The sequence below is a fragment of the Pseudomonas sp. stari2 genome (assembly GCF_040760005.1).
Taxonomy (GTDB): Bacteria; Pseudomonadota; Gammaproteobacteria; order Pseudomonadales; family Pseudomonadaceae; genus Aquipseudomonas.
The window spans coordinates 1,234,048-1,258,586 of sequence record NZ_CP099760.1; the positions used below are offsets into that span (position 1 = coordinate 1,234,048).

Below are 24,539 nucleotides of genomic sequence, written 5' to 3' on the forward strand. Positions count from 1 at the left end.
AAATCGCAGCCATCGAGCTGCGATTTTTTTTGCCTGCCTTTTGACCCTTAATCATTCAGATCAATAGTGCTATGAGACTGTTGGTACTCCGCATATTATCGCCGTCATATGAATTCAATGCCCGCCGATTAATTTTTCGTGGAGCCTCCCATGCCTGTTCAAGCCTTGTTCAAACCGTTCCAGCTCGGTGCCCTCGAATTGCCGACCCGCGTGGTCATGGCGCCGATGACCCGTTCGTTCTCTCCGGGCGGCGTACCCAACTCCAAAGTGATCGAGTACTACCGTCGTCGCGCGGCGGCCGGCGTCGGCCTGATCATTACCGAAGGAACCACCGTCGGCCATCAGGCCTCCAACGGTTACCCGAATGTGCCGCAATTTTTCGGTGAGGCGGCACTGGCCGGCTGGAAGAAAGTCGTCGACGCGGTGCACGCCGAGGGCGGCAAGATTGTCCCGCAACTGTGGCACGTCGGCAGCGTTCGTCGTATCGGTACCGAGCCGGATGCCAGCGTCCCGGGTTATGGCCCGACCGAGAAACTCAAGGACGGTCAGGTCGTGGTACACGGCATGACCAAGCAGGACATCCAGGACGTGATCGCGGCCTTCGCTCAGGCTGCCAAAGATGCCCAGACCATCGGCATGGATGGTGTGGAAATCCACGGCGCCCACGGTTACCTGATCGACCAGTTCTTCTGGGAAGGCAGCAACCAGCGCACCGACGAATACGGCGGCAGCCTTGCCAACCGTTCGCGTTTCGCTATCGAACTGATCCAGGCCGTGCGCGCTGCAGTGGGCGAGGGCTTCCCGATCATCTTCCGTTTCTCGCAGTGGAAGCAGCAGGACTACACCGCACGTCTGGTGCAAACCCCGGAGGCGCTGGGCGAGTTTCTCAAGCCGTTGTCCGACGCTGGCGTGGACATTTTCCACTGCTCGACGCGCCGTTTCTGGGAGCCGGAATTCGATGGTTCCGAACTGAACCTGGCGGGCTGGACCCGCAAACTGACCGGCAAACCGACCATCACCGTCGGCAGCGTCGGCCTCGATGGCGAGTTCCTGCAGTTCATGGTCAACACCGACAAGGTGGCGCAACCAGCCAGCCTGGAAAAACTGCTGGAGCGTCTGAACAACGATGAGTTCGATCTGGTGGCAGTGGGCCGCGCGCTGCTGGTCGATCCGGACTGGGCGCAGAAAGTGCGTGAAGGCCGCGAGCAGGACATTCTGCCGTTCAGCCGTGAGGCGTTGATGACGCTGGTTTGATCGCAGTGGGGGGCTTGTCGCGCAGGTCGCGGCAAGCTCCCTGCAAATGCTGTTCAAACTGCTCGATGATCGCCGCCCAGCCTTGACGACTGGCATGCTGGCGGGCGTTCAATCTGACGCAGCGCAAGGTTTCATCTTCCTCCAGCAGCCACTGTGCTGCATCGCAAAACGCTTTTTCATCCCCCGGCATCGCCAGCACGCCGTTGTAGCCGTGGCGAATATGCTGCGCAGCCGCCGCCTGATCGTACGCCACCACGCCAAGACCCGAAGCCAGCGCCTCCAGCACGACGTTGCCGAACGTCTCGGTCATGCTCGGAAACAGGAACAGATCGCCGGACGCATAGTGCGCCGCCAATGCTTCGCCGCGTTGAGAGCCGCAGAAAATCGCGTCGGGCAATTCCTTTTCCAGTGCCACCCGTTGCGGTCCGTCTCCGACGATGATCAGTTTCAGATTGCGCTTTGGATAAGCACTGGTGAGCTTTTCGAAGCAGCGTTTGAGCAAGCCAAGGTTCTTTTCCGGCGCCAGGCGTCCTACGTGAATCACCGCGATGTCCTGCTCGCTCAGTCCCCATTGCTCACGCAGGGCGTTCAGGCGTTTGGTCGGGTGGAACAACTGGCTGTCTACCCCCCGTGACAGCAGCGCCAGACGATCGAAATGCCGCCGCTCCAGTTCCAGTCGCTGGCTGACACTTGGCACCAGGGTCAGCGCAGAACGATTGTGGAACCAGCGCAGATAATGAGTCAGTAAACGCGTCAGCAGGCCGAGACCGTACTGATTGGTGTACTGCTGGAAATTGGTGTGGAAGCCGCTGACCACGGCGATGCCCAGGCGACGTGCCGCGCGCAGTGCTGACAACCCGAGCGGGCCTTCGGTGGCGATGTACAGCACGTCCGGGCGCTGGTGTGTCCAGCGGCGCAGCAACTTGTGCATCGACGACTGACCCCACTGCAACCCCGGATAACCCGGGAGCGGCCAGCCCCGGCACAACAGCAGCGCATCGTCCTCAGTGCGATGCGGATCGTCCCCCTGACGCGGCCGCACCAGTTCCACCCTATGCCCGCGCGCGCGCAAGCCGTCGCACAAGCGGCCAAGGGTATTGGCCACGCCGTTGATTTCCGGTGGGAAGGTTTCGCTGATCAGGGTGATATGTAGAGCTGTCGTCATGGCCTCAGTGTCGGCTGAGGCCATGTCGCGCTTGTGACGTTCGGATGATGGATTTGTGACGCGCGCTCAGCGTTGCGTCACGAGGTTTTCAGCACCGCGCTCGCGTACCCAGAACAACGTTGCCCCGGCCACCGCCGCTGGCATCATCAGGATGTTCACCACCGGGATCAGCAGCGCCAGGTAGACGATCCCCCCGAAGCTCATGCTCTGCCAGCGCTTCTGGCGCAGCCAGGCAAGCATTTCGTTCCAGCCCAGTTTGTGGTTGTCCGCCGGATAGTCGATGTACTGGATCGCCATCATCCATACGCCGAACAGCAGCCACAGCGGAGCGGCGACAATGTTCACCATCGGGATGAACGACAGGATGAACAGGCCGATGGCCCGGGGCAGGAAGTAGCCCAGTTTGCGCATTTCCCGGGCGAGGGTGCGCGGGATCATCGCAATCAGTTCGCCCCAGCTGAAGGCCGGGAAATCGTCGCTGCCACGCACCACGACTTCGACTTTTTCCGCGAGAAAACCGTTGAACGGCGCCGCGATCACGTTAGCCAGCATAGTGAAGGTGAAAAACACCATCAACGCCACCAGCACCACGAACAATGGCCACAGGATGTAGCTCAGGAAGCTCAGCCAGTCGGGGAGCGACGGCATCAGCGAATCGACCCACAGGCTGAACTGGTGGCCGGCGAAATAGATCAATCCGACGAACAGCACCAGGTTGATCGCCAGCGGCAGCAGCACGAACAGGCGCAGTCCTGGACTGAGGACCAGTTTCAGGCCTTCGCGCAGGTATTGCGGGCCGGAGAGAACAGGGGCGGGCATAGGGTGCTCCGAGCAAGGGAAAACGCGCCGACCTTACCGGCTTTGCATAAGCTGGGAAAGCGCGGCAGCGGGATCGACATTCACTGTAACAAAGACGTCCATCTCGTCCGTGTGTCGGCATAGAGACCACCTATGAGCTGGATTGTTAAACCGTATTTCCTTAATCTTGCCCCCCTCGATACGCTGCACCCAACTTTTTACAGGACTGTCGAGCTCACGCCTTCCCCAAGGTTATCCACAGTCCTTTTTTATTCTCGCCGGCAGTCCGGCGTCCGCGCCTGATGTATTGGCCGGTCAACAGGAGACAGGTTCATGTCTGAAGTCCGTCATTCGCGAGTGATCATTCTCGGTTCCGGCCCTGCCGGTTACAGCGCTGCTGTCTACGCTGCCCGCGCCAACCTCAAGCCGCTGCTGATCACCGGCATGCAGGCCGGCGGTCAACTGACCACCACCACCGAAGTCGACAACTGGCCGGGCGACGTCCACGGTTTGACCGGTCCGGTGCTGATGGAGCGCATGCGCGAGCACGCCGAGCGTTTTGAAACCGAGATCGTCTTCGATCACATCAACGCCGTGGACTTCGCTTCCAAACCGTACAGCCTGACCGGCGACAGCGGCACCTACACCTGCGACGCCCTGATCATCGCCACCGGCGCCAGCGCTCGTTACCTGGGCCTGCCGTCGGAAGAGGCGTTCATGGGCAAAGGCGTTTCGGCCTGCGCGACGTGCGACGGTTTCTTCTATCGCAACAAACCGGTGGCCGTGGTCGGCGGCGGCAACACCGCTGTCGAAGAAGCCCTGTACCTGGCCAACATCGCCAGCAAGGTCACCCTGATCCACCGTCGCGAAACCTTCCGCGCCGAGAAGATCCTGATCGACAAGCTCAACGCCCGTGTGGCCGAAGGCAAGATCGAGCTGAAACTGAACGCGACCCTGGACGAAGTGCTGGGCGACAACATGGGCGTGACCGGTGCGCGTCTGAAGAACAACGACGGCAGCTTCGACGAAATCAAGGTCGACGGCGTGTTCATCGCGATCGGCCACACCCCGAACACCTCGCTGTTCGAAGGTCAGCTGGAGCTGAAAGACGGCTACCTCGTCGTTCAGGGCGGCCGTGAAGGCAACGCTACCGCGACCAGCGTCGAAGGCATCTTCGCCGCCGGCGACGTGGCCGACCACGTTTACCGCCAGGCCATCACCTCGGCCGGCGCCGGCTGCATGGCGGCACTGGACACTGAGCGTTATCTGGACGATCTGCAGAACGCTTCGTTCTAAGATCGCAGACATAAAAAACCGGCCAATGGCCGGTTTTTTTGTACCTGCGATTCGCTCGGAAATCAGCGGCGGGTCAGCGGTTGTGCTTCGAACTTCACACCGGCCAGACCGTGCTGGATCAGCGAACGGATATTGCCGTGGTCGCTGCCTTCAGGCGTTGCAACAACCGAACGGTAGTGCTCGCCGAACGCCAGCAGCGCTTCTTCATCGCTCAAGCCTTCCAGCAACGCCAGACCCAGCGTCTTGCACGAACCTTCGTTCTGCCCGGCCGCGTTTTCCAGGCCGCCGTTGTTGAACGCCTGAGGCTGGTAGTCGTAACCGGAGGCGACGAACGCCAGGGTGTCGGCAAAAACGTGTTCGCCGCTCTTGAGGCTGGCGCGCAGGGTGTTCAGATCACTCATTGGGTTTTCCTTTGGCGAACGCCGCTTGTTGTTCGGCGCTGGCTTCTTGCTGATATCGGGCTTTCCACTCGGCGTACGGCATGCCGTAAACCACTTCGCGTGCATCGTCGAGGCTGACGTCGATCTGGCGCTCGTCGGCGGCGGCTTTGTACCACTTGGACAGGCAATTGCGGCAGAACCCGGAGAGGTTCATCAGGTCGATGTTCTGCACATCCTTGCGGCTGTCCAGGTGGGCGACCAGCCGGCGGAAGGCGGCGGCTTCGAGTTCGAGGCGTTGTTGCTCGGTCATGGTGGGCTCTGTGCAGTCAAATCGTGGCGCGGATGATAAAAGTCTGACGCCCGGAGCGCCAGACACGTTCAGCGGCTGGCGGCGAGGGTGATCGACACCGATTCGGCAAAACGCAAGGCATGCGGCTTGTCGACTTCGACTTCGGCGTACAGCACCGATTCGTTGGCCATCACCAGATCCAGCAGCTCCTGGGTCAGGCGTTCGAGCAGCGCGAAACGGTTGCCTTCCACGTGGGCGATGATCGCCTTGGTGATCGTGCGGTAGTTCAGCGCGTGGTCGATGTCGTTGTCACGCACCGCTTCCTGCGCGGCGTACAGGATGGTCAGGTTGATCAGCACATCCTGCTTGTTGAGGATTTCCTCCTCGTTGATCCCGATAAAGGTGCGCAGGCGCAGATCCTTGACCCGGATGCGCGCCATTCCCGGTTGAAGTTGTGGCATTTACTTGCTCCGTCCAATCAATTGCAGGAACTCCTGGCGGGTGTTGCTCGACTCGCGGAAGGCGCCGAGCATGACCGAGGTGTTCATGGTCGAATTCTGTTTCTCGACACCGCGCATCATCATGCACATGTGCCGGGCTTCGATGACCACCGCGACACCGGCGGCATCGGTGACTTGCTGGACCGCCTCGGCGATCTGTCGGGTGAGGTTTTCCTGGATCTGCAGGCGGCGGGCGAACATGTCCACCAGCCGTGCGATCTTCGACAGTCCCAGTACCTTGCCCGTCGGAATATAAGCCACATGGGCCTTGCCGATGAAGGGCAGCAGGTGATGTTCGCACAACGAATAGAGCTCGATGTCGGCGACGATGATCATCTCGTCGGTGTCGGAGGCAAACAGCGCGCCATTGACGATTTCCTCGACGCTCTGTTCGTAGCCGTGACACAGGTACTGCATGGCCTTGGCCGCCCGCACCGGGGTGTCGAGCAATCCTTCGCGGTCAGGGTCTTCACCGAGACCGATCAGGATCTCGCGGTAACTCTCGGGCAGGGAACGGGTCATGGAGCATCCTCGCGGGGCGTATTACTTGACGTGCCGCCCGCCGTTGACGGTCAGGGTCGTGCCGGTGACGTAAGGGTTGTCGAGCAGATAACGCAGGCTCTGATAAATCACTTCGCTGCCGGGTTCGATGCCCAGTGCGGACTTGGCCAGCGCCTTGGCGCGGTACGCTGCGTCGTCGTCGGGATTGAACAATAGCAGGGCTGGCGCGATGCCGTTGACCTTGATTGAGGGCGCGTAGCGCGCGGCGAAGGACAGCGTGAGACTGTCGAGCCCGGCCTTGCTGGCGCAATAGCCGATGTGTTTGCTGCTGCCCTTGCGGGTGACGTCGTCGCTGATATGGATGATGTCGGCGGGGTTCGAGCGTTGCAGCAGGCCGGCGCAATGCAGGTTGATCAGGTACGGCGCCAGCATGTGAACGTTAAACATGCGGCAGAAGGCTTCGGCTTCGCCGTCGTCGGTTTCCGCCAGCCACTGTGAGGCATTGTGCACGATGGCGCGCAGGCTGTCGGTGTGGGTCTTCAGTTCGGTAATGAACGCGAGGATCGAGGCTTCGCTGGAAAAGTCCGCGTGCAGCCCGAGGGCGCCCAGATCCCGCAAAGCCTTCACTCCCGGTCGTTCGCTGCGATAGGTGAAGATCACTCGATGGCCGTCGTCCAGCAGACGCTGCGCACAATGCAGGCCGACCCGCTGGCCGGCGCCGGTGATGAGGATGGGAGCTGTGGGAAAAGTCATGTACGGCTCGCGTCGAAGTCAGAGCAAAAACTATAACAGCGACGCGAGCGACGGCTTCAGCGATTTTGCGTAGAGGGCGCGGCGGGCAGCGGGCGCGCAGGCGCCGGGTTGAGCCAGCCGGCCAGCAGGCGGGTCGACAGCGGAATGAAGAAGTAGACCATCAACGGGGTCAGGCACAGCGTGCTGACGAAGACCCTCGGCAACAGGCTCATTTCAGCGAGCAGCGGCCCCAGCACGAAATTGAACAGCAGCGACACCGGGAAGAACGCCAGCCAGATTGCCACGGCCTGTTTCCAGCGCTGGGGGCGATGACCGGCAGCGCCGAACCAGCCTTCAATGCCGCTGACCCGATGTTCCGTCGGGTGGGCAAACAGATCGCTGCCACGGGCCAGCCATGCGGTGCGCGATGCCGAGTGTTCCCAGGCATGCAGGGTCTGTTCGTCGACGAAGCGGAATATGATCTGGAATTCATCGTCGCCGGGAGGCGGGGCCAGTACGCCGGAGCCGAGGTAACCGGGGAAGTCGGTGGCCAGTTGTTCGCCTTCTCGCAACCAGGCGATCAGATCCTGATAACGACCATTGGTGACGCGACGCGCGACCATCAGCGTGACGGGGGAAGTAGACATTGTGTATCTCCGTATTGCATTGCGTCGCTCCGGGTAGGAGTTTCGCCTGACGCAGCGCCGGGTAGAGGGCTGCGTTTTTCGACAAGCAAGGATTATTCCTCATCTGCGTGACAAACCAGAGACTTTCGTCTCATTTCACCGCTTGAACCGCTCAATGGCATCCGGAGTAGAATGGGATCCACTACGCTCACACTCGCTAACGAGGACGTACCCGCGCAAATGCCTGTCATGACTGACGTTCGTCCTGCTTTCCCGGCCTCTGTTGCGCTGGAGCGCGAAGAGCTTTTCCCTATCCGCGAAGTAGCGCGGCTGACCGGCGTGAACCCGGTTACGCTGCGCGCCTGGGAGCGTCGCTACGGTTTGATCCAGCCGACACGCACCGAAAGTGGGCATCGTTTGTATTCGATGACCGATATCGAGCGCGTTCGCAGCATCGTCGACTGGATCGATCGGGGTGTCGCCGTGAGCAAGATCGGCAGGATTCTGGCCAAGACCGAGCCGATGAAAGTCCTGGCCCCGTTCATATCCGATGACAGTGTGCAGACGGACTACCTGCAGTGGCAGGAACAGGTTCGGCACGCGGTCGGTTCATTCGACGATCAGGCGCTGGATCAGCTCTACGGCCAGATTTTCTCCTCCTATGCATTGCCTGTAGTGTTTCAGGACATCCTGATGCCGTTATGGCTGCAAATGTTGCAGCGTCAGGACGCTTTCGGACAAACCAGCGAGTGGCTGTTCTTCGATGGTTTTCTGCGAGCGAAGGTGCTGCAGCGCATCGTCATGCTACGCGGCTCGCAACCGCGCAAGGTGATCGTCAGCGCACTGGCCGGTCAATGTCGTGAGCTTGAGTTACTGGTGGCGGCGCTGTTTCTCAGCGGCAATGACGCGGGTGTTCGTGTACTCACCACCGGCCAGCCGTTCGATGAACTGACGCTGGTGTGCGAAAAGACCAGGCCTCAGGCGCTGGTGCTGTTTTCCAATCATGCGCCGACTGCAGAGCTGCCACGACGTCTGAATCGTCTGGCCTTGAGTCTGGATTGTCAGTTGATGCTGGCGGGCGATGCCGCCGATCTGGCGCAGGACAGCCTCGCCGGATCAGCGGTCGGCTGCCTGGGCAATGAAGGATCGACCATGCGTCAACGCATGAATCGGTTTCTGGCGGGGACGCTGGATACCTGAGACTCAGGTGTGCATGGCAGGGTGGGTCAGACGATGCTGTTGCAGGATGAACTGGCGCAGACGCTCGGTTTCGTCGGCATCGCTCTGACTTAGCTCGTAAGCATAAAAGCCGCTTTCGGTTTCCCGCTCGAACGTCCCGCGCAGGGAAATCCGCTCGTAGCCCGACGGGCTGAACCACAAGGCAAAATGCTTCGGTGGTTTGGTCTTGTTGCGCACTTCCAGCAGCACACCCTTGTGCGAAACCTCGTGAACCCACAGCGTACCGGGCTGGCCCTTGGCATTTTCCAGTGCCACCGGCTCTTCCAGGGTCAGGCGCCATGGACGCACCATCGGTCCGTCTTCATAGATGCTCGGTACACCCAGGCGCAGGTGCAGGGCGTGGAACTCGTCTTCCACCAGATGCAACGGGAAGGTCATCTGCTGATTTTCGAAGTTGGCCTGGATGGTGACTTGTTCATGGGCCGCCAGGCGCGTGAGCAGGTCACGGATCTGCGAACCACCGTTGACCAGCAGGCTCGACGTCGCATCCCGCACATTGAGCTGCGGGTTGTGTTGCATGGTCTGGATAAAATCCAGCTCGTCCTGGGTCAGGAGGGTGTCGCGTTGCATGGCTAGCTCGAAATAAATAATTACAAAGTCATTGGTGATTGTAGTTAATGACACTTAGTTCGCTGTTTTGTTTGCGCCGTTCGTCGCTTTGATGGCCGCCAGTTCTGCCTCGAGTGCCGCGACTTGGGCTTCCAGCTGCGCCACCCGCTGCTGCGCCTTGACCTGAACGGTCACGTCCTTTTGCACGCCGACGAAGTACGTCTGTCCATCGTCAGCATTTTTTACCGTTGATAGCGACAGCTCGTTCCAGAACGGTGTGCCGTCCTTGCGATAGTTGCGCAGGATCTCGCGGCATGAGCCGCCGTTTCTCAATACGCCGCGAATCAATTCCAGACTGGGCTGATCGCGATCTCCGGCCTGCAGGAAACGGCAGTCCTGATAAAGAATTTCTTCACTGGTATAGCCAGTCAGTTTTTCGAAAGCAGGATTCACGTAAATCAGAATGTTGTCCTGATCGCCTTCCTTTTCCGCCACCACGATTCCATCGTTCGACGCGTTGATCACCATTTGCAGCAGGCTGGCATTGATCATCTTTGAATCCCTTCAGGGTTGTCGGTGGCAGGCATTCTAGAAGATCGATTGGCGCTGTCTACTGGCCATCAGCGCTTATCGAGAGCCAATCGCAACAGGGCGTCGCTGGCTGTTACTATCGCCGCTCTTTTTTTCAGTTTCAGGATCAGATTGATGAAAGTCGCCATCCTCTCCGGCTCGGTGTACGGCACGGCCGAAGAAGTCGCTCGCCACGCTCAGAGCCTGTTGAACGCCGCCGGTTTTGAAACCTTCTACAACTCGCGCGCCAGCCTCGCCGATCTCCAGACTTTCGGCCCCGAGGCCTTGCTCGCCGTGACTTCGACCACCGGCATGGGCGAGTTGCCGGACAACCTGCAACCGCTGTACTCGAGCATTCGCGACCAGTTGCCGGCGGCCTGGCGCGGTTTGCCCGGCGCAGTGATCGCCTTGGGCGACGCCAGTTACGGTGACACGTTCTGTGGCGGTGGCGAGCAGATGCGTGAATTGTTCAGTGAGCTGGGCGTGCGTGAAGTTCAGGACATGCTGCGTATTGACGCCAGCGAAAGCGTCACCCCGGAAACCGACGCGGAGCCATGGCTCGAGCAGTTGATCGCCACGCTCAAGGGCTGATCCCGCGCTCGCGCAGCAGTGCGAGCCAGGCCTGCGCAGCCTTTGACAGATAGGCGCCCCGGCGCCAGATGAACGCGATATCCCAGCGCAGATAGTCGGGCGCCTTCAAGGTCAGGCGAACCACGCCTGGCCGCACCAGACCGCGGGCCACCACGCTGGGCAGCAGCACCACGCCCTGCCCGGCGGCCACCAGTGCCGCAAGAAAATCCGCCTGACCGCTACGGCCACCTTCTTTCGGGGTGAAGCCCATCTGCTGGCACGCCTGAAGCAAACGATCGTTGAGTACGAAACTGCGCTGATACAAAAGGAACGGCGTCTCAGCCAGTTCCTCCAGACCGATTTCACCTTTTGCCGCCAACGGGTGATCCCGCGGCAGCAGCGCATCGAGCGGTTCATCGCAGAATGGCTGGAAGTCGAACTGTGGGTCTTTCGGCCGCAGACTGCCCCCCAGCTCCAGTTCACCACTCAATACCGCCTGTTCGATGTTTCGGCTGCCGCCTTCGAGTAACTGCACACTGATGTTCGGGTAACGCCGTCGGTATTCGGCGAACAGCCCGGCAAACAGTGCATCGCTGCCGAGCAAGGGCAAACCGAGTCGCAGTTCGCCGCGCGCCAGATGACTGAGGTCATCCAGTTCCGTAAGCAATTCATCGCGCAAACGCAGCATGCCTTCGGCCCGTTGCAGCACCACGCTGCCGGCGGCGGTCAGGCGCAATTGCGAACCCAGGCGATCGAGCAGCGGGGTGCCGAGGCTCTGTTCGAGCTGGGCGATCTGTTTGCTCACGGCGGACTGACTGATGTGCAGGGTTTTCGCCGCCTGGGTGAAACCACCCTGATGCATGACTTCGACGAAGCTTTTGAGCTGTTTGAATTCCATGGCCTGATTCCGGATTGGAATGGCTTTGAGTCTAACAATTCGCTTCGGAGATGACAGTCGGGTTCGTAAAATAGGCGCCTGAAAGGAGCCCACCGATGAAAGCCTCGACCCTCAAATACCTCTCTCGCCTGCTGGCCGAACTGGCCGTGCTGCTTGGTCTCTATCTGCTCGGCTGCCAGTTGGCTGCATGGCTGGCATGGCCGATCCCCGGCGGCGTGATCGGCATGGCGTTGCTACTGTTGGCTTTTGCGTTTGGCTGGGTCAAACCGGCGGCGCTGCAAATGGGCGCGGGACTGCTGATGGCCGAGATGCTGCTGTTCTTCATTCCGGCCCTGATGAGCCTGCTGGATTACGGCGCATTGCTGCGTAATGACGGCTGGCGAATTCTGCTGGTGATTGCGGCGAGTACGCTGATGGTGATGCTGGTGACGGCGTTCACCGTGGAACTGGCCGTGCGCCTGAGGCGGTCCCATGAAGTTTGAGCTGATGCCAATGTTCTGGCTGGCGTTCACGCTGCTGGCCTACCTGTTCAGTCGCTGGCTGTATCGCCGGACCGGTCGCTACGTGCTGTCGCCACTGATTCTGGTCCCCGCATTATTGCTGGCCCTCGCCGTGCCGCTGCATACCGCTTATGCGGAATACTCCAGCAATACCCACTGGCTGATGCTGGTGCTCGGCCCGGTCACCGTCGCTTTTGCGGTGCCGATCTGGCAACAGCGGCGTCTGCTGGTGCGTCACTGGTCAGCGTTGCTGCTGGGCATGCTCGCCGGCAGTGCTGCATCGATTGCCACTTCGTTCGGTCTCGCGAAAGCGCTGGCGCTGGACAGCTCGGTGACGCTGTCACTGGTGCCGCGCTCGATCACCACGCCGTTTGCCATGCCGCTGGCGCAGGATCTGGGTGGCGTACCTGAACTGACGGCGGTGTTCGTGATGTTCACCGGGGTGTTCGGCGCGATGCTGGGCGGGGTGTTGCTCAAGTGGCTGCCGCTGCGCAGTGCCCTGGCGCGCGGCGCCCTGTTTGGCGTTGGCGCTCATGGTGCGGGCGTCAGTCGCGCCCATGAAGTGGGGGGCGAAGAAGGTTCGGTGGCGGGGCTGGTCATGGTGCTCACCGGGCTGCTCAATCTGTTCGCCGCACCTTTGTTGGCGTCGTTGCTTTGACATGGATCCAAGCGGTTTGCGCAGCTGACCCGCTCAGTCATCAAGCTGGCTGCCAATGCAACTACGCGAAACCCCGGGGCTGACTAGACTGCTGACACCTGCCGAAAAAAACAAAAACAGAGGTGCATACAGTGAGCGTAGCCCCCGTCCCTTCCTCCTTGAATGTCAAAGATCAGGTCAGTGCCGCGGAGTGGCAGACCCGGGTCGATCTCGCCGCCTGCTATCGACTGGTCGCCCTGCATGGCTGGGACGATCTGATCTTCACCCACATTTCGGCCAAGGTGCCGGGCACCGAAGACTTCCTGATCAACCCGTTCGGCCTGATGTTCCATGAGATCACTGCGTCCAGCCTGGTGAAGGTCGATCAGGCCGGCAACAAACTCATGGACAGCCCCTACGAGATCAACCCCGCCGGTTACACCATTCACAGTGCCGTCCATGAAGTGCGCCATGACGTGGCCTGCGTGCTGCATACCCACACTGCTTCCGGCGTTGCGGTGTCGGCGCAGAAACAGGGGGTGTTGCCGATCAGTCAGCAATCGTTGTTCGTGTTGTCGAGCCTGGCCTTTCACGCTTATGAAGGCGTGGCACTCAATCACGAAGAGAAGGCCCGGTTGCAGGCCGACCTCGGCGAAAACAATTTCCTGATGCTGCACAACCACGGCTTGCTGACCTGCGGCGGCACCATCGCCGACACGTTCCTGATGATGTTCACTTTCCAGCGTGCCTGCGACATCCAGGTCATGGCGCAAACCGGCGGTGCCGAACTGATCGCCATCGAGCCGCAGATTCTGGCAGGCGCCAAGGCGATGATCGCCGGCGTCACCAAAAGTGCTCAAGGCATGGGTGGCGCGCTGGCCTGGCCGGCGTTGCTGCGCAAACTCGATAAACAAGACCCGGGGTATAAACTGTAATGCCTCTCGCCGAGATTCCTCTGAGTGCCTGGCGCAAACGCAGCCAGACGTTTGTCTTTCGTGGCCAGCCGATCCGTTACTGGACGGCCGGGCAGGGCGAGCCGCTGCTGCTGATCCACGGCTTCCCGACGGCCAGCTGGGACTGGCATTACCTGTGGCAGCCGCTGGCCCAGCGCTTTCGGGTGATCGCCTGCGACATGCTCGGTTTCGGCGACTCGGCCAAACCGTTGAACCACACCTACAGCCTGCTGGAACAGGCCGATCTGCAGCAGGCGTTGCTCGCGCATCTCCAGATCGAGCAACCGGTGCATATCCTCGCCCATGACTATGGCGACAGCGTTGCCCAGGAACTGCTGGCCCGGCATTACGAGGATCTGATCGAAGTTGCCAGTTGCGTGTTCCTCAACGGTGGTCTGTTTCCGGAAACCCATCGGCCATTGTTGACGCAAAAACTCTTGCTGAGTCCGTTGGGCTGGATGATCGGCCGCGCTTTTTCCCGCGATGCGCTGGTGAAGAGTTTTCATCAGATCTTCGGCCCGGACACCCGGCCGAGTGAAAGTGAAATGGATGATTTCTGGAGCCTGATCGAGTGCAATCGCGGCCCGCGCATCATGCACAAACTGATCACTTACATCCCCGAACGCCGGGTGCGGCGTGACCGTTGGGTGGCGGCAATGCAGCGCGGCGAGGTGCCGCTGCGGGTGATCGATGGCGAAGTCGATCCGATCTCCGGCGCTCATATGGTCGAGCGTTATCGCGAACTGATTCCCGACGCGGACACCGTGCTGTTGCCCGGCATCGGTCATTACCCGCAAAGCGAAGCGCCAGTGCAGGTGCTCAAGTACTACCTCGAATTTCGTGATCACTTCGTGTTGCCGCCGCGCAAAGTGGCGTGCTCCTGATCGACGGGCGGAGGCGCATTGCGCCTCTGGACCGTTTCATCATCCCCCAGCCTTATCGCGCACCATTCAGCCTCAGTCGTGTTCGTTGTGACCGCACGCGTCGTGCCTGACACTCAGGGACACTGTCCCTCAGGCCTGCTGGAGTTGCCCCGATGAATGAGTCTGTGCGTTTCGAAGATAAAGTCGTGATCGTCACCGGAGCCGGTGGTGGCCTGGGGCGCGCTCACGCTTTGCTGTTCGCCAAACAGGGCGCCAAAGTGCTGGTGAATGACCTCGGCGGCTCGACCCAGGGCGAAGGCGCCAACGCCTCGGCCGCCGACCGCGTGGTAGCGGAAATCCGTGAGGCCGGCGGCATCGCCGAGGCCAACCATGACTCGGTGACCGACGGCGACAAACTGGTGCAGAACGCCCTCGATGTATTCGGTCGCGTCGATGTGGTGGTCAACAACGCCGGCATCCTGCGGGACAAGACTTTCCACAAGATGGAGGATGCCGACTGGGATCTGGTCTATCGCGTCCACGTCGAAGGCGCCTACAAAGTGACCCGCGCCGCATGGCCACACCTGCGCGAGCAAAACTACGGGCGAGTAATCTTCACCGCCTCGACCTCGGGCATTTACGGCAACTTCGGCCAGTCCAACTACGGCATGGCCAAGCTGGGTCTCTACGGTTTGACCCGTACCCTGGCCATCGAAGGTCGCAAGAACAACATCCTGGTCAACGCCATCGCACCCACCGGCGGCACGCGCATGACCGAAGGCTTGATCCCGCCGCAAGTGTTCGAACAACTCAAACCGGAACTGGTCAGCCCGCTGGTGGTGTACCTGGCCAGCGAGCAATGCCAGGAAACCTCGGGCCTGTTCGAAGTCGGCGGCGGCTGGATGGGCAAGGTGCGCTGGGAGCGCAGCCTGGGCGCCGGGTTCGATCCGCGCGTGGGGTTCTCACCGGAAGATGTGGCGGCGCACTGGCAGCAGATTTGTGATTTCGAAGGGGCGGCGCATCCGAAGGACAACATCGAGGCGCTGAAGGAAATGATGGCGAATTTGCAGAAGTATTCGTTGTAGGTGGAGAGGGCCACCCAGTTGATACTGGGTGGCCCGTCGCTCTGCTAAGCGTATTTGTTGTTTGACATGAAATCAGGAGCTTTCCAGTTCGGGCCTTTGGTAGCGATTGGCCCATCACCATTGGCGAGCACGCCCTCCTCGAAAAGCCTGGCGTAGGTTTTCAGTAACTCACCATTTTCGATGACTTCGTATCGATACCGTCCAAACATTCGATCTAGCGACGGAATCGCGGAGCCGAGTGCGAAGACAGTCAGGACATCTTCTACCGTTTCATTTTTGACGATCTGTTCGATGATGCTCACTGCTTGCCTCCTTTTAACAAGTTTCTAAAAAACAATTCGTCTTGTTTGTCCGCAGCCGCTATGGCGTCTTTCGAATAGAGCAGTGACTCATTATCTTCCAGCTTGAAATCTTCCAATGTCGCAGTGTGTGCGTTGTTCCACATGGGAGATTCTCTGTCGGGTCGGAAGGCATCACTCAAGCCCAGCGCTCGAAACCGTTCAAGCTCCCTGTTTTCATGAGTGTAATAGCGTAGATCCGTATCCGTGAAAGCCAGCCGTCCGCTGAGAATTTCTTCTAATCGCTGGATCATCACGTCATTGGCATCTGATTGATCGAGGCGTGCGATATGCAGCTTCACCGCATCGATTCCGGCGCGACTTATGACCGCAGATCGCCAGTCCAGATCAAGTACTGGCCCGCCAGCTTGGTTCGGATTGAAAACGCGGCCACTGAATTTCCCTCTGACGAACGCCCCGTCATAAGGACTGCTGAAAACCACATACAGCGGCGGTATCCCCGACTCAATCGGAAAAACCGTGATAAACCCACCCAACTCATACCGATCCAGTTCAGGAAACGGATCAACCCGCCCCTCTGCAGGAACCACTTCAGCGCCGTCGTAAACCGGCAGTTCCGAATCGACCTGCGGTAAATCCGTCGAGGGATTCAGTGGATTGACCAATGGCGTCCAGGTCAGCGTGGGGCCGTTGGTGTCACTGGCGGTGGAAACATAGGTATTTGTGCGAGCGTCGAAGTGAGCAGCCCTGACGGGCACATTGGCGGGAACAGTCAGACCATCTGTGGTGACTACGACGAACTCGATTTTGTCGCCTATCGTCGACGAACCCAGCCTGACCGGCAGATCGACTTCCCCTCCAATGGCGGCCAACTGATACAGCTCATCGCTGCTCAAGTCGGGTGCCAGGTCTGACAGTGGAACGCTGGCAGAGTAAAGATCGCCGTTGCCCAGTTTCGAGGGCGCGAGCAAAGCGGCGAACCCGACGATCACCGGCGCCGCCGCTGTGGAGATGGCCGCCAGCGCCAGGGACACCGCCGTTCGCAGCGACGTTCTGAGTGCCAGCGTGGTTGCCGGGTTGTTGCCAAAAACACCGAGCGGCCCGGTAAAGGTCGGGCCGAATGCGGCCATCGATCCGGCATTGGCAAAGACGGGAGATTGTCCGCTCAGGGCGTTTTCTGCTTGCCGTCGGGCTTGCTCCCTGGCGGTCTTGCGCGCTTTTTTGCGGCGTCTTTTTTGTGCCTTTCGCAGCGCTTTCTGCTGTTTTTCCTGGCGTGTTTTTTCAGCCAGCAGTTGGCGCTCTTCCATGCGGCGCTGAGCATCGGCCTGCGCTTGCTGGCGTGCCTGTTCGGCAGCAATCTGTTGCGCGGCAGCGTCGGCGGCGATTTGCGCCTGCTCAGCAGCAAGCCGTTGTGCTTCAGCCAGCGCTGCAAGGCGCGCCTCTTCACGAGCCTGGATTTCCTCTTGTTCCTTTTGCTGCCGTGCCGCCTCTGCGAGTGCTTGCTGACGGTGTTGTTCGGCGGCAACTTGCTCTCGCTCGGCCACTACGCGTGCAGCTTGTGCCAGCGCTTCAAGTCGAGCTTGTTCATTGATCCGCGCCAGTTCGGCAGCGGCTCTCTGCGCTTGTTGCTCGGCGGCGATTCGCGCTTGGTCGTTGGCCTGAACGGTCGCCAGCCAGTTGAGTACATTGACTTGCTGCTGGTTGAGCAACTGCAACGATTGCGACAAGAGCCTCGCTTCGTGAGCAGCTCTGTATGAAAACGACCAGGTCTGAAAGGCAATGCCATCTGGCTTGAGAGGGCGCTCCATCGTTCGCGCCCGCGCAGTGAAATCGTTCAACGGCCGGTTCAGGGGATCGCTGCCATAAAACGTGTTGCCCAAGGCGGTCTGGCGATGGAACTCGGCAGTCTTGCGCGCCATCAGCGTATTGCGAACACCGAGCTCGCGAATGATTGCCTCGGCGGGTGGCAGAGGGTGAGTTGGAACTTCAAGTCTGGCGGCGGCAAGTTCATGTTCGAGGGTTTGTGCAAGTTGACTGGATCTGACCTGAAACTCCTGATCCAGCACTTGAGCGGTGCCTTTCACGATATGTACGTTGCCCGCAAACGCAGGCGGCCGTTGAAAGGCGCCGCTACTGCTGACATCAAATGTAGTTGCGGGTAACGGGTTGTAGCCGGGAGGCGCTGGTGCTGTCGTGTGGATAGCTTCGGTCAGCTCCCATGCAGGAGGCCTTTGCATATTCATATCCTTTTGAATGTGCGCTGTTTGAAAGTGATGAGTTGTTCTGCCATTAGAAGTTACAGGTGAACCGTCGGGCGCGGGTCCGAGAGTCCTGTAGGCAGTTACAGAAGAGTGCGGCAGAAAATTCGGTGATAAATAACGAATAGAAGTTGTTCGTTATTTAAATAAGGAAGTTTCCGAAAAGGATTCAGGAAGCATCTGACAGTGGCGAGGGGAGTGACAGATTGCTGACACGACGCGATAAACCATCGCCCATAAAAAAGGCCGCTGCAAACGCAGCGGCCAAGGTAAGACGTTGGATCAAGGAGCTACAAATCAACGTCAGTGAACACCGGGGGCGATGGATCGAAAACGCTTCAAACCATCAGAAATCGGTTGCCGACGACTCGGTCGCGGACTTTCTGCTTCGTGGCGGTCTGCCGTGAAAGCCCGCTCAGAATAAGGGCTTGAAGCCAAAGGAAAAATAGCGATTCCGGACATGCACTGTTACGGGGCATGTAACAGTGTCGCGTCCCGAGGCGGGCATCATCCGTTGAATTGATCATGGGTTATCCAGCCTGCCCATGCCTCGCGGCAAGCCCCGTTCCAGGCGGGGATTCATCCTTTCGAGCGACAGCGCGAATACCTCCTTGGTGCGCTTATCGTCCCCGTGCGGCGGCAGTAGGGTGGGGCCTTCTGTCACTCACCGGGGAAGACGCATGACAAAAACAACAATGCGCGCCATCTTCAAACCGCAGGCGCTGGCGGCTGCGGTCGCCTTGGGTTGCTGTGCCCAGGCCCATGCGGTCGATTTCAACATCGGCGAAATCGAAGGCACGTTCGACTCATCACTGTCGGTCGGCGCGAGCTGGGGCATGCGCGATGCGGACAAGTCGCTGGTCGGCACGGTCAATGGCGGTACGGGCCAGTCTTCGACCGGTGATGACGGGCGCTTGAACTTCAAGAAAGGCGAGACCTTTTCCAAGATCTTCAAGGGCATCCACGACCTTGAACTGAAGTACGGCGACACCGGTGTGTTCGTGCGCGGCAAGTACTGGTACGACTTCGAACTCAAGGACGAAGACCGCGAGTTCAAGCCCATCAGCGACAAGGGCCGAAAGGAAGGCGCCAAGTCTTCCGGCGGGCAGATTCTCGACGCGTTCGTCTATCACAACTACTCCATCGCCGATCTGCCGGGCACCGTGCGCGCCGGCAAACAGGTGGTGAGCTGGGGCGAAAGTACCTTCATCGGCAACTCGATCAACAGCATCAACCCGATCGACGTTTCGGCCTTCCGCCGGCCCGGTGCGGAGATCAAGGAAGGCCTGATTCCGGTAAACATGCTGTTCGGCTCGCAAAGCCTGACTGACAAGCTCTCGGTCGAAGGCTTCTACCAATTGGAGTGGGATCAGACTGTTCTCGACAACTGCGGCACCTTCTTCGGTGTCGACGTCGCGGCGGATGGTTGCAACAACGGTTACACCGTCGGCAGCCCGGCGATTGCTCCGCTGGCGCCGTTGGCCGCTGCCTTCGGGCAACCCATCCAGGTCACTCGCGAAGGCGTGGTCGTACCCCGGGGCGGTGACCGTGATGCGCGGGATTCCGGGCAGTGGGGTACGGCGTTGCGCTGGCTCGGCGACGATACCGAATATGGCCTCTATTTCCTGAACTACCACAGCCGTACGCCCACGGTTGGCACCACCACGGCCGGCCTGTCGACTCTGGCGGCATTGCCGGGGATGGTCAGCACTGCCAACCGCCTCGCTCCCGGCAGCGGTTCCGGGCTGGCGCAAAGCGTGATGCTCGGGCGTGGTCAGTACTACCTCGAATACCCCGAAGACATCCGTCTGTATGGCGCGAGTTTCGCCACCACATTGCCCACCGGCACGGCATGGACCGGTGAGCTCAGCTACCGGCCCAACGCTCCGGTGCAGGTCAACACCAACGACCTGACCCTGGCCTTGCTCAACCCGATCGCCGGCGGCGCGGCATCCCCGCTGACCACCTCGCCGGGCGCCGACAACAAGGGCTACCGGCGCAAGGAAGTGACGCAACTGCAGAGCACCCTCACGCACTTCTTCGATCAGGTGCTGGGTGCCGAACGCCTGACCGTGGTCGGTGAGGCTGCGGTGGTCCGGGTCGGTGGTCTGGAGTCGCGCAGCAAGCTGCGTTACGGCCGAGATTCGGTGTACGGCCAGTACGGATTCGGTGGCGACACTGGCGGTTTCGTCACCTCGACCTCCTGGGGTTACCGCGCCCGGGCCATCCTCGATTACGCCAACGTGATCGGTGGGATCAACCTCAAGCCCAACTTGTCCTGGTCCCATGACGTTTCCGGTTACGGTCCCAACGGGTTGTTCAACGAAGGCGCCAAGGCCATCAGCGTCGGGGTCGATGCCGACTACCGCAATACCTACACCGCGAGCCTCAGTTACACCGACTTTTTCGGCGGCGATTACAACGTTCTCACTGACCGTGACTTCGTGGCCCTGAGCTTCGGCGTGAACTTCTGATCTGCCCGAGAAGGATGAAATCAATGCGCAAGATGATTCTGCAATGCGGTGTCCTGGCCCTCAGTCTGCTGGCCGCCAACGTGATCGCGGCGGTGTCGCCTCAAGAGGCCGACAAGCTTGGCACCAGCCTGACGCCGCTGGGCGCCGAGAAGGCCGGTAACGCTGACGGTTCGATTCCAGCCTGGACCGGTGGCATCCCGAAAAACGCCGGGGCGGTGGACAGCAAGGGCTTTCTCGCCGACCCGTTCGCCAGCGAAAAACCACTGTTCACAATCACCGCGGCTAACGTCGACCAATACAAGGCCAAACTTTCCGAAGGCCAGGTGGCGATGTTCAAACGCTATCCGGATACCTACAAGATCCCGGTCTACCCGACCCACCGCACCGTTGCCGTGCCGCCGGAAATCTACGAATCGGCCAAGCGCAGCGCGTTGAACGTTACCTCGATCAACGACGGCAACGGCCTGGCCAATTTCACCGGCAATCGCTACTACGCCTTCCCGATTCCGAAGAACGGCGTCGAGGTGCTGTGGAACCACATCACCCGTTATCACGGCGGTAACCTGCGGCGGATCATCACACAGGTGACACCGCAGACCAACGGCAGCTACACACCGATCCGCTTCGAGGAAGAGATCGCCGTGCCGCAGTTGATGAAGGATCTGGACCCGCAGCAGGCGGCCAACGTGCTGACTTTTTTCAAGCAGTCGGTGACCGCGCCGGCGCGCCTTGCCGGCAACGTGTTGCTGGTGCACGAAACCCTCGATCAGGTGAAGGAGCCGCGTCTGGCCTGGATCTACAACGCCGGGCAGCGTCGGGTTCGCCGTGCGCCGCAGGTGGCGTATGACGGGCCGGGCACCGCCGCCGATGGCCTGCGTACTTCGGACAACTTCGACATGTTCTCCGGTGCACCGGATCGTTATGACTGGAAGCTGATCGGCAAGAAGGAGATGTACATTCCATACAACAGCTACAAACTCGACTCACCGAAGCTCAAGTACGACGACATCGTCAAGGCCGGGCACATCAATCAGGACCTGACCCGCTACGAACTGCACCGGGTCTGGGAAGTGATCGGCACGGTAAAACCGAGCGAGCGGCACATCTATGCCAAGCGCCACATGTACATCGACGAGGACAGCTGGCAAGTGGCGCTGGCCGATCACTACGACGGTCGCGGACAGTTGTGGCGGGTGGCCGAAGGGCATGCCCAGTACTACTACGATCACCAGGCCCAGGCCTACACGCTGGAAGCGCTCTACGACATCATCGCCGGTCGCTACATTGCATTGGGCATGAAGAACGAGGAGAAGCACAGCTTCGAATTCGGCTTCGAAGCCAAGGCGGCCGACTTCACACCTTCGGCCCTGCGCGCCGAGGGCGTCCGGTAAAGGGAGCGATACACTTGCGAGACAGAAGGCGACCGGCTGGTCGCCTTTTTTATGGGCAGCAATCAGCGTACTGAATACTCGTCAACAAGCATCGGGGAGAGGGCTAGGGTGAACGTACAACGATAAAAAGGCGCACCTGATGACCGCCATGACACCCCTTCTGGATCGACCGGATTTTCTCCCGAGACTGTCTCCCCATCACTTGCCCCGTCCGCGTCTTTGCGAGGCACTGCTCGAGTCCGCGGCACGGGTCCGACTGATCTGCGCGCCGGCCGGTTGCGGTAAAACCGCGCTGCTCACCGAATGCCTGCTGCAGGCCCCCGTCAATTGCACCGTCTGCTGGTTGCCGCTGGCAGGGGCTTCCTTGAGTGTCGGCGAATGTTGCGAACGGCTTGCGCGTGCGATGGGGCTGACAACCTGGGACGAGGCGTCGCTGCTGTATGAACTGGCGCGACGGTCTACTGCTACCTGGGTGCTGATCGACGATTACTGCCGATACCCGGAGCCGGCGCTGGATGCATTGCTCGACCGAATGCTGGCGGTCAGCAGTCCGGCTGTGACGTGGTGGATCGGCACTCGGCGCCGCCCGTCCTGCAACTGGCCGCGCCTGCTGCTCGACGATGCCTTGTACGAATGTGAAGGCACGGCGTTGGCGCTGACCCGGTACGAGATTGCACAAGTGTTGCGCCACTTGCCTCCCGCCCAGGCCGACAGCGTGGCCGGGCGCATCTTTCAGCGCAGCGCCGGTTGGTGCGCCGGAGTACGGATGCTGATGATGCAAAAATGCGACTGGTCGCAAAAGACCCTGCCGCAGCAACGCATGGACACCTTGCTGGATTACTTGCAACACGAACTGTTCAGCGGACTGAGTCCGGAGCTGGCCGAGGCCTGGCGGGTGCTGGCGCAATTGCCGCGCTTCAATGCCAGCCTTTGCGATCACCTGTTCGGTGCCGGGGACGGGGCGCAATGGATGCGTACTCTGCAAACGCTGGGATGCTTTATCGAACCCTGGCGAGGATCTCCGGACTGGTTGCAGGTATGTGCGCCGCTGTCGCGCTTGATGCGTGACGAACCCTGGCCTGCCGGACGTTCCTGGCATCGCCGGGCCTGTCAGTGGTTTGCCGCCGGACAGCATTGGAAATGCGCCTTTGAGCAGGCGTTGCTGGCCGAAGAGTACGAGGTTGCGGTGAGCTTGTTGCAACACTTCAGTTTCGAGCATCTGTTCGAGGAACAGACGGTCGTGCTGTTGCTGCGTCTTTATGAGCAACGCGGTGAAGAATTGCTGCTGGGCTCTGCGCAATTGGTCGGTTTGATCACGGCGGCGTTGCTGTTCGCCGGGCGTTTTGCGCAGGCGGCAGATTGCATCGGGCAACTGTCGCGTTTCTTGCCGCCACCGTCGGCTGGCCAGCAACGGCAATTGATCGCCCGCTGGCAGGCTCAGCAAGGCTGGCTGTTGCACCTGCAAGGACGGATGGAGGAGGCGCGTGAACATTTCGAGCAAGCCTTGATCGATCTGTCGCCGCAGGCCTGGACTGCGCGTCTGCTATGTCTCTCGGGCCGCACACAGCAGGCGTTGCTGTGCGGTGATCTGGAGTTGGCTCACTCGATCAATCGTGAAGCGCTTTGCCTGGCCCGGGCTGAAGGTTCTCTGTTGTTTGAAGCGTTGCTGGAACTTGATCACGCCCAGTTGCTGGAGCAGCGTGGTGGGGCCGCCCGGGCCGAAGAGTTGCTGGCCAATCTTTGCGAAATGCTCGACTCGTCCGTCGAGCGACCGACGCCACTGCTGGGGCGCATCGCCCTGCGCCGGGGGCGACTGGCATTGAGCATGGGGCAACCAGGCCGGGCAGCCGAGTTCTTTCAGCAAGGGCTCGACGACTGTCTGCGCAGCTTTGACAAGCGTGTGCTTTACGGTTTTCTTGGTCAGGCGCAACTGGCCGCCGATCAGGGGAATTACGCTTACGCCTTCATGCGACTGCGGGACGCCGAACGGTTGATGCAGCAGCGACAGATTCCGGACACGGTTTATCGCGGCGTCCTGTTGCAGGTCAGCAGCGAGTTCTGGTTGCAACAAGGACGACCCGAACTGGCTCACGAGGCGTTGAGCCGGGTGCTCAGACATTATCGTGGCCCATGTGCAAGGCAGGCACCGCCGGCGACGCTGGAGCTGATTCCGCGCATAGAGTGTTTGCTGATTCTGGCAGAGGCCCGGTTGCAGCAGGCGCAACAGCCAGTGGTGCGATTGCAGTCTTTGCTCGAGCAGGCTCACGCCAGCCGGATGATCGTGCTTGAGGCCGAGTTGCTGTTGGCGATGAGCGAGGTGGTCTCGCTGCTTGATGACCCGGAGTCGGCCCGCCAGTGCTTTGACAAGGGTCGTACATTAGCCAGTCAATTCAACCTGTCGCGATTGTTGATGAGGTTTGAGGAACAGGCGCCAGGCATTTATCCCGATTCGACACTGGACAAGCAACATCCAGATAATAATAACGATGAAAGTTCATTGAGTTTGCGTGAATCGCAGGTTTTGCGATTAATCGCGTCGGGAAGTTCAAATCAGCAAATAGCGGACAAGTTATTCATCTCATTGCACACAGTTAAAACTCATGTCAGGCGAATTCATGCAAAGTTGGGCGTGGAACGCCGGACTCATGCGGTGGCGCGTGCAAGAGTTCTGGGTTTGTGCGTTTGACGGTTGTGGTTTTTTGTAAAAACATA

At 60.1% G+C, this 24,539-nt stretch carries 25 protein-coding genes; 12 read left to right on the forward strand and 13 right to left on the reverse strand.

Annotation, left to right across the window (positions count from 1 at the left end):
* Positions 1–150 precede the first annotated feature (150 nt).
* Complete coding sequence (locus NH234_RS05465; RefSeq protein WP_085729634.1) at positions 151–1,254, forward strand: NADH:flavin oxidoreductase; 1,104 nt, start codon at positions 151–153, stop codon at positions 1,252–1,254.
* Here the strand turns inward: NH234_RS05465 and NH234_RS05470 are convergent.
* Positions 1,223–2,443 carry a glycosyltransferase family 1 protein gene (locus NH234_RS05470; protein WP_085729635.1) on the reverse strand — a complete coding sequence of 407 codons (1,221 nt, stop codon included), beginning with the start codon at positions 2,441–2,443 and terminating at the stop codon, positions 1,223–1,225. The genes NH234_RS05465 and NH234_RS05470 overlap by 32 nt on opposite strands.
* A 42-nt stretch (positions 2,444–2,485) precedes the next feature.
* Positions 2,486–3,238: a sulfate transporter CysZ gene (cysZ, locus tag NH234_RS05475; protein WP_085729636.1), complete on the reverse strand. Its 753-nt coding sequence runs from the start codon at positions 3,236–3,238 to the stop codon at positions 2,486–2,488.
* Between the two features lie 312 nt (positions 3,239–3,550).
* Here cysZ and trxB point away from each other — a divergent pair, with 312 nt between their 5' ends.
* Complete coding sequence (gene trxB, locus NH234_RS05480; protein ID WP_085711762.1) at positions 3,551–4,513, forward strand: thioredoxin-disulfide reductase; 963 nt, start codon at positions 3,551–3,553, stop codon at positions 4,511–4,513.
* A 62-nt stretch (positions 4,514–4,575) separates the two neighbouring features.
* Here trxB and NH234_RS05485 read toward each other — a convergent pair whose 3' ends face one another.
* The 6 genes from NH234_RS05485 to NH234_RS05510 all read right to left on the reverse strand — a co-directional run bounded on the left by NH234_RS05485 (position 4,576) and on the right by NH234_RS05510 (position 7,562).
* Positions 4,576–4,914 (reverse strand): HopJ type III effector protein, encoded by a 339-nt coding sequence (locus NH234_RS05485; protein WP_367255889.1) that lies wholly within the window; start codon positions 4,912–4,914, stop codon positions 4,576–4,578.
* Entirely contained in the window at positions 4,907–5,203 is a 297-nt protein-coding gene (locus NH234_RS05490) for a DUF1244 domain-containing protein (RefSeq protein ID WP_085729639.1), read from the reverse strand. The genes NH234_RS05485 and NH234_RS05490 overlap by 8 nt, the downstream gene beginning before the upstream one ends.
* A gap of 68 nt (positions 5,204–5,271) precedes the next feature.
* Entirely contained in the window at positions 5,272–5,643 is a 372-nt protein-coding gene (folX, locus tag NH234_RS05495) for a dihydroneopterin triphosphate 2'-epimerase (RefSeq protein ID WP_085729640.1), read from the reverse strand.
* Positions 5,644–6,204, reverse strand: coding sequence for a GTP cyclohydrolase I FolE (gene folE / locus NH234_RS05500; protein ID WP_085729641.1), 561 nt, complete (start codon positions 6,202–6,204; stop codon positions 5,644–5,646).
* A gap of 21 nt (positions 6,205–6,225) precedes the next feature.
* Entirely contained in the window at positions 6,226–6,936 is a 711-nt protein-coding gene (folM, locus tag NH234_RS05505) for a dihydromonapterin reductase (RefSeq protein ID WP_085729642.1), read from the reverse strand.
* Between the two features lie 56 nt (positions 6,937–6,992).
* Positions 6,993–7,562: an antibiotic biosynthesis monooxygenase gene (locus NH234_RS05510; RefSeq protein WP_085729643.1), complete on the reverse strand. Its 570-nt coding sequence runs from the start codon at positions 7,560–7,562 to the stop codon at positions 6,993–6,995.
* Between the two features lie 219 nt (positions 7,563–7,781).
* Here NH234_RS05510 and NH234_RS05515 point away from each other — a divergent pair, with 219 nt between their 5' ends.
* Positions 7,782–8,741: a MerR family transcriptional regulator gene (locus tag NH234_RS05515; protein ID WP_367255892.1), complete on the forward strand. Its 960-nt coding sequence runs from the start codon at positions 7,782–7,784 to the stop codon at positions 8,739–8,741.
* Positions 8,742–8,744: 3 nt separating this feature from the next.
* Here NH234_RS05515 and NH234_RS05520 read toward each other — a convergent pair whose 3' ends face one another.
* Together NH234_RS05520 and NH234_RS05525 are read right to left on the reverse strand one after the other, a co-directional pair.
* Entirely contained in the window at positions 8,745–9,350 is a 606-nt protein-coding gene (locus tag NH234_RS05520) for a hypothetical protein (RefSeq protein ID WP_085729645.1), read from the reverse strand.
* Positions 9,351–9,404: 54 nt separating this feature from the next.
* Positions 9,405–9,881, reverse strand: a complete 477-nt coding sequence (locus NH234_RS05525; protein ID WP_085729646.1) for a PAS domain-containing protein — start codon at positions 9,879–9,881, stop codon at positions 9,405–9,407.
* Between the two features lie 153 nt (positions 9,882–10,034).
* Between NH234_RS05525 and NH234_RS05530 the strand changes: the two genes are divergently transcribed.
* Entirely contained in the window at positions 10,035–10,490 is a 456-nt protein-coding gene (locus NH234_RS05530; RefSeq protein WP_367255894.1) for a flavodoxin, read from the forward strand.
* Here the strand turns inward: NH234_RS05530 and NH234_RS05535 are convergent.
* Entirely contained in the window at positions 10,480–11,367 is an 888-nt protein-coding gene (locus NH234_RS05535) for a LysR family transcriptional regulator (RefSeq protein ID WP_085729648.1), read from the reverse strand. The genes NH234_RS05530 and NH234_RS05535 overlap by 11 nt on opposite strands.
* Before the next feature lie 95 nt (positions 11,368–11,462).
* On the opposite strand from NH234_RS05535, the gene NH234_RS05540 reads away from it, so the two are divergent.
* The 5 genes from NH234_RS05540 (at position 11,463) to NH234_RS05560 (ending at position 15,405) form a co-directional block, all read left to right on the forward strand.
* The gene (locus NH234_RS05540; RefSeq protein WP_085729649.1) at positions 11,463–11,849 is read left to right on the forward strand and encodes a CidA/LrgA family protein; all 387 of its coding nucleotides are present in this window, start codon (positions 11,463–11,465) and stop codon (positions 11,847–11,849) included.
* Positions 11,839–12,525 (forward strand): LrgB family protein, encoded by a 687-nt coding sequence (locus NH234_RS05545; RefSeq protein ID WP_085608099.1) that lies wholly within the window; start codon positions 11,839–11,841, stop codon positions 12,523–12,525. The genes NH234_RS05540 and NH234_RS05545 overlap by 11 nt, the downstream gene beginning before the upstream one ends.
* Positions 12,526–12,656: 131 nt before the next feature.
* Complete coding sequence (locus NH234_RS05550; RefSeq protein ID WP_085729651.1) at positions 12,657–13,439, forward strand: class II aldolase/adducin family protein; 783 nt, start codon at positions 12,657–12,659, stop codon at positions 13,437–13,439.
* Complete coding sequence (locus NH234_RS05555; protein ID WP_367255897.1) at positions 13,439–14,341, forward strand: alpha/beta fold hydrolase; 903 nt, start codon at positions 13,439–13,441, stop codon at positions 14,339–14,341. The genes NH234_RS05550 and NH234_RS05555 overlap by 1 nt, the downstream gene beginning before the upstream one ends.
* A 152-nt stretch (positions 14,342–14,493) precedes the next feature.
* Entirely contained in the window at positions 14,494–15,405 is a 912-nt protein-coding gene (locus tag NH234_RS05560; RefSeq protein WP_085729653.1) for an SDR family oxidoreductase, read from the forward strand.
* Positions 15,406–15,449: 44 nt separating this feature from the next.
* On the opposite strand, the gene NH234_RS05565 is transcribed toward NH234_RS05560, so the two are convergent.
* Together NH234_RS05565 and NH234_RS05570 are read right to left on the reverse strand one after the other, a co-directional pair.
* Positions 15,450–15,707, reverse strand: coding sequence for an immunity protein (locus tag NH234_RS05565; protein ID WP_085729654.1), 258 nt, complete (start codon positions 15,705–15,707; stop codon positions 15,450–15,452).
* On the reverse strand, positions 15,704–17,941 hold the full coding sequence (locus NH234_RS05570) for an S-type pyocin domain-containing protein (RefSeq protein ID WP_367255899.1): 2,238 nt from the start codon (positions 17,939–17,941) through the stop codon (positions 15,704–15,706). Before NH234_RS05570 ends, NH234_RS05565 begins: the two co-directional genes overlap by 4 nt.
* Positions 17,942–18,642: 701 nt before the next feature.
* On the opposite strand from NH234_RS05570, the gene NH234_RS05575 reads away from it, so the two are divergent.
* From NH234_RS05575 to NH234_RS05585, 3 genes are all read left to right on the forward strand, one after another.
* Positions 18,643–20,436 carry a DUF1302 domain-containing protein gene (locus NH234_RS05575; RefSeq protein ID WP_085729656.1) on the forward strand — a complete coding sequence of 598 codons (1,794 nt, stop codon included), beginning with the start codon at positions 18,643–18,645 and terminating at the stop codon, positions 20,434–20,436.
* 14 nt (positions 20,437–20,450) lie between these two features.
* On the forward strand, positions 20,451–21,827 hold the full coding sequence (locus NH234_RS05580) for a DUF1329 domain-containing protein (protein WP_367255901.1): 1,377 nt from the start codon (positions 20,451–20,453) through the stop codon (positions 21,825–21,827).
* Positions 21,828–21,966: 139 nt separating this feature from the next.
* Positions 21,967–24,513 carry a LuxR C-terminal-related transcriptional regulator gene (locus NH234_RS05585; RefSeq protein ID WP_367255903.1) on the forward strand — a complete coding sequence of 849 codons (2,547 nt, stop codon included), beginning with the start codon at positions 21,967–21,969 and terminating at the stop codon, positions 24,511–24,513.
* Positions 24,514–24,539: the final 26 nt, after the last annotated feature.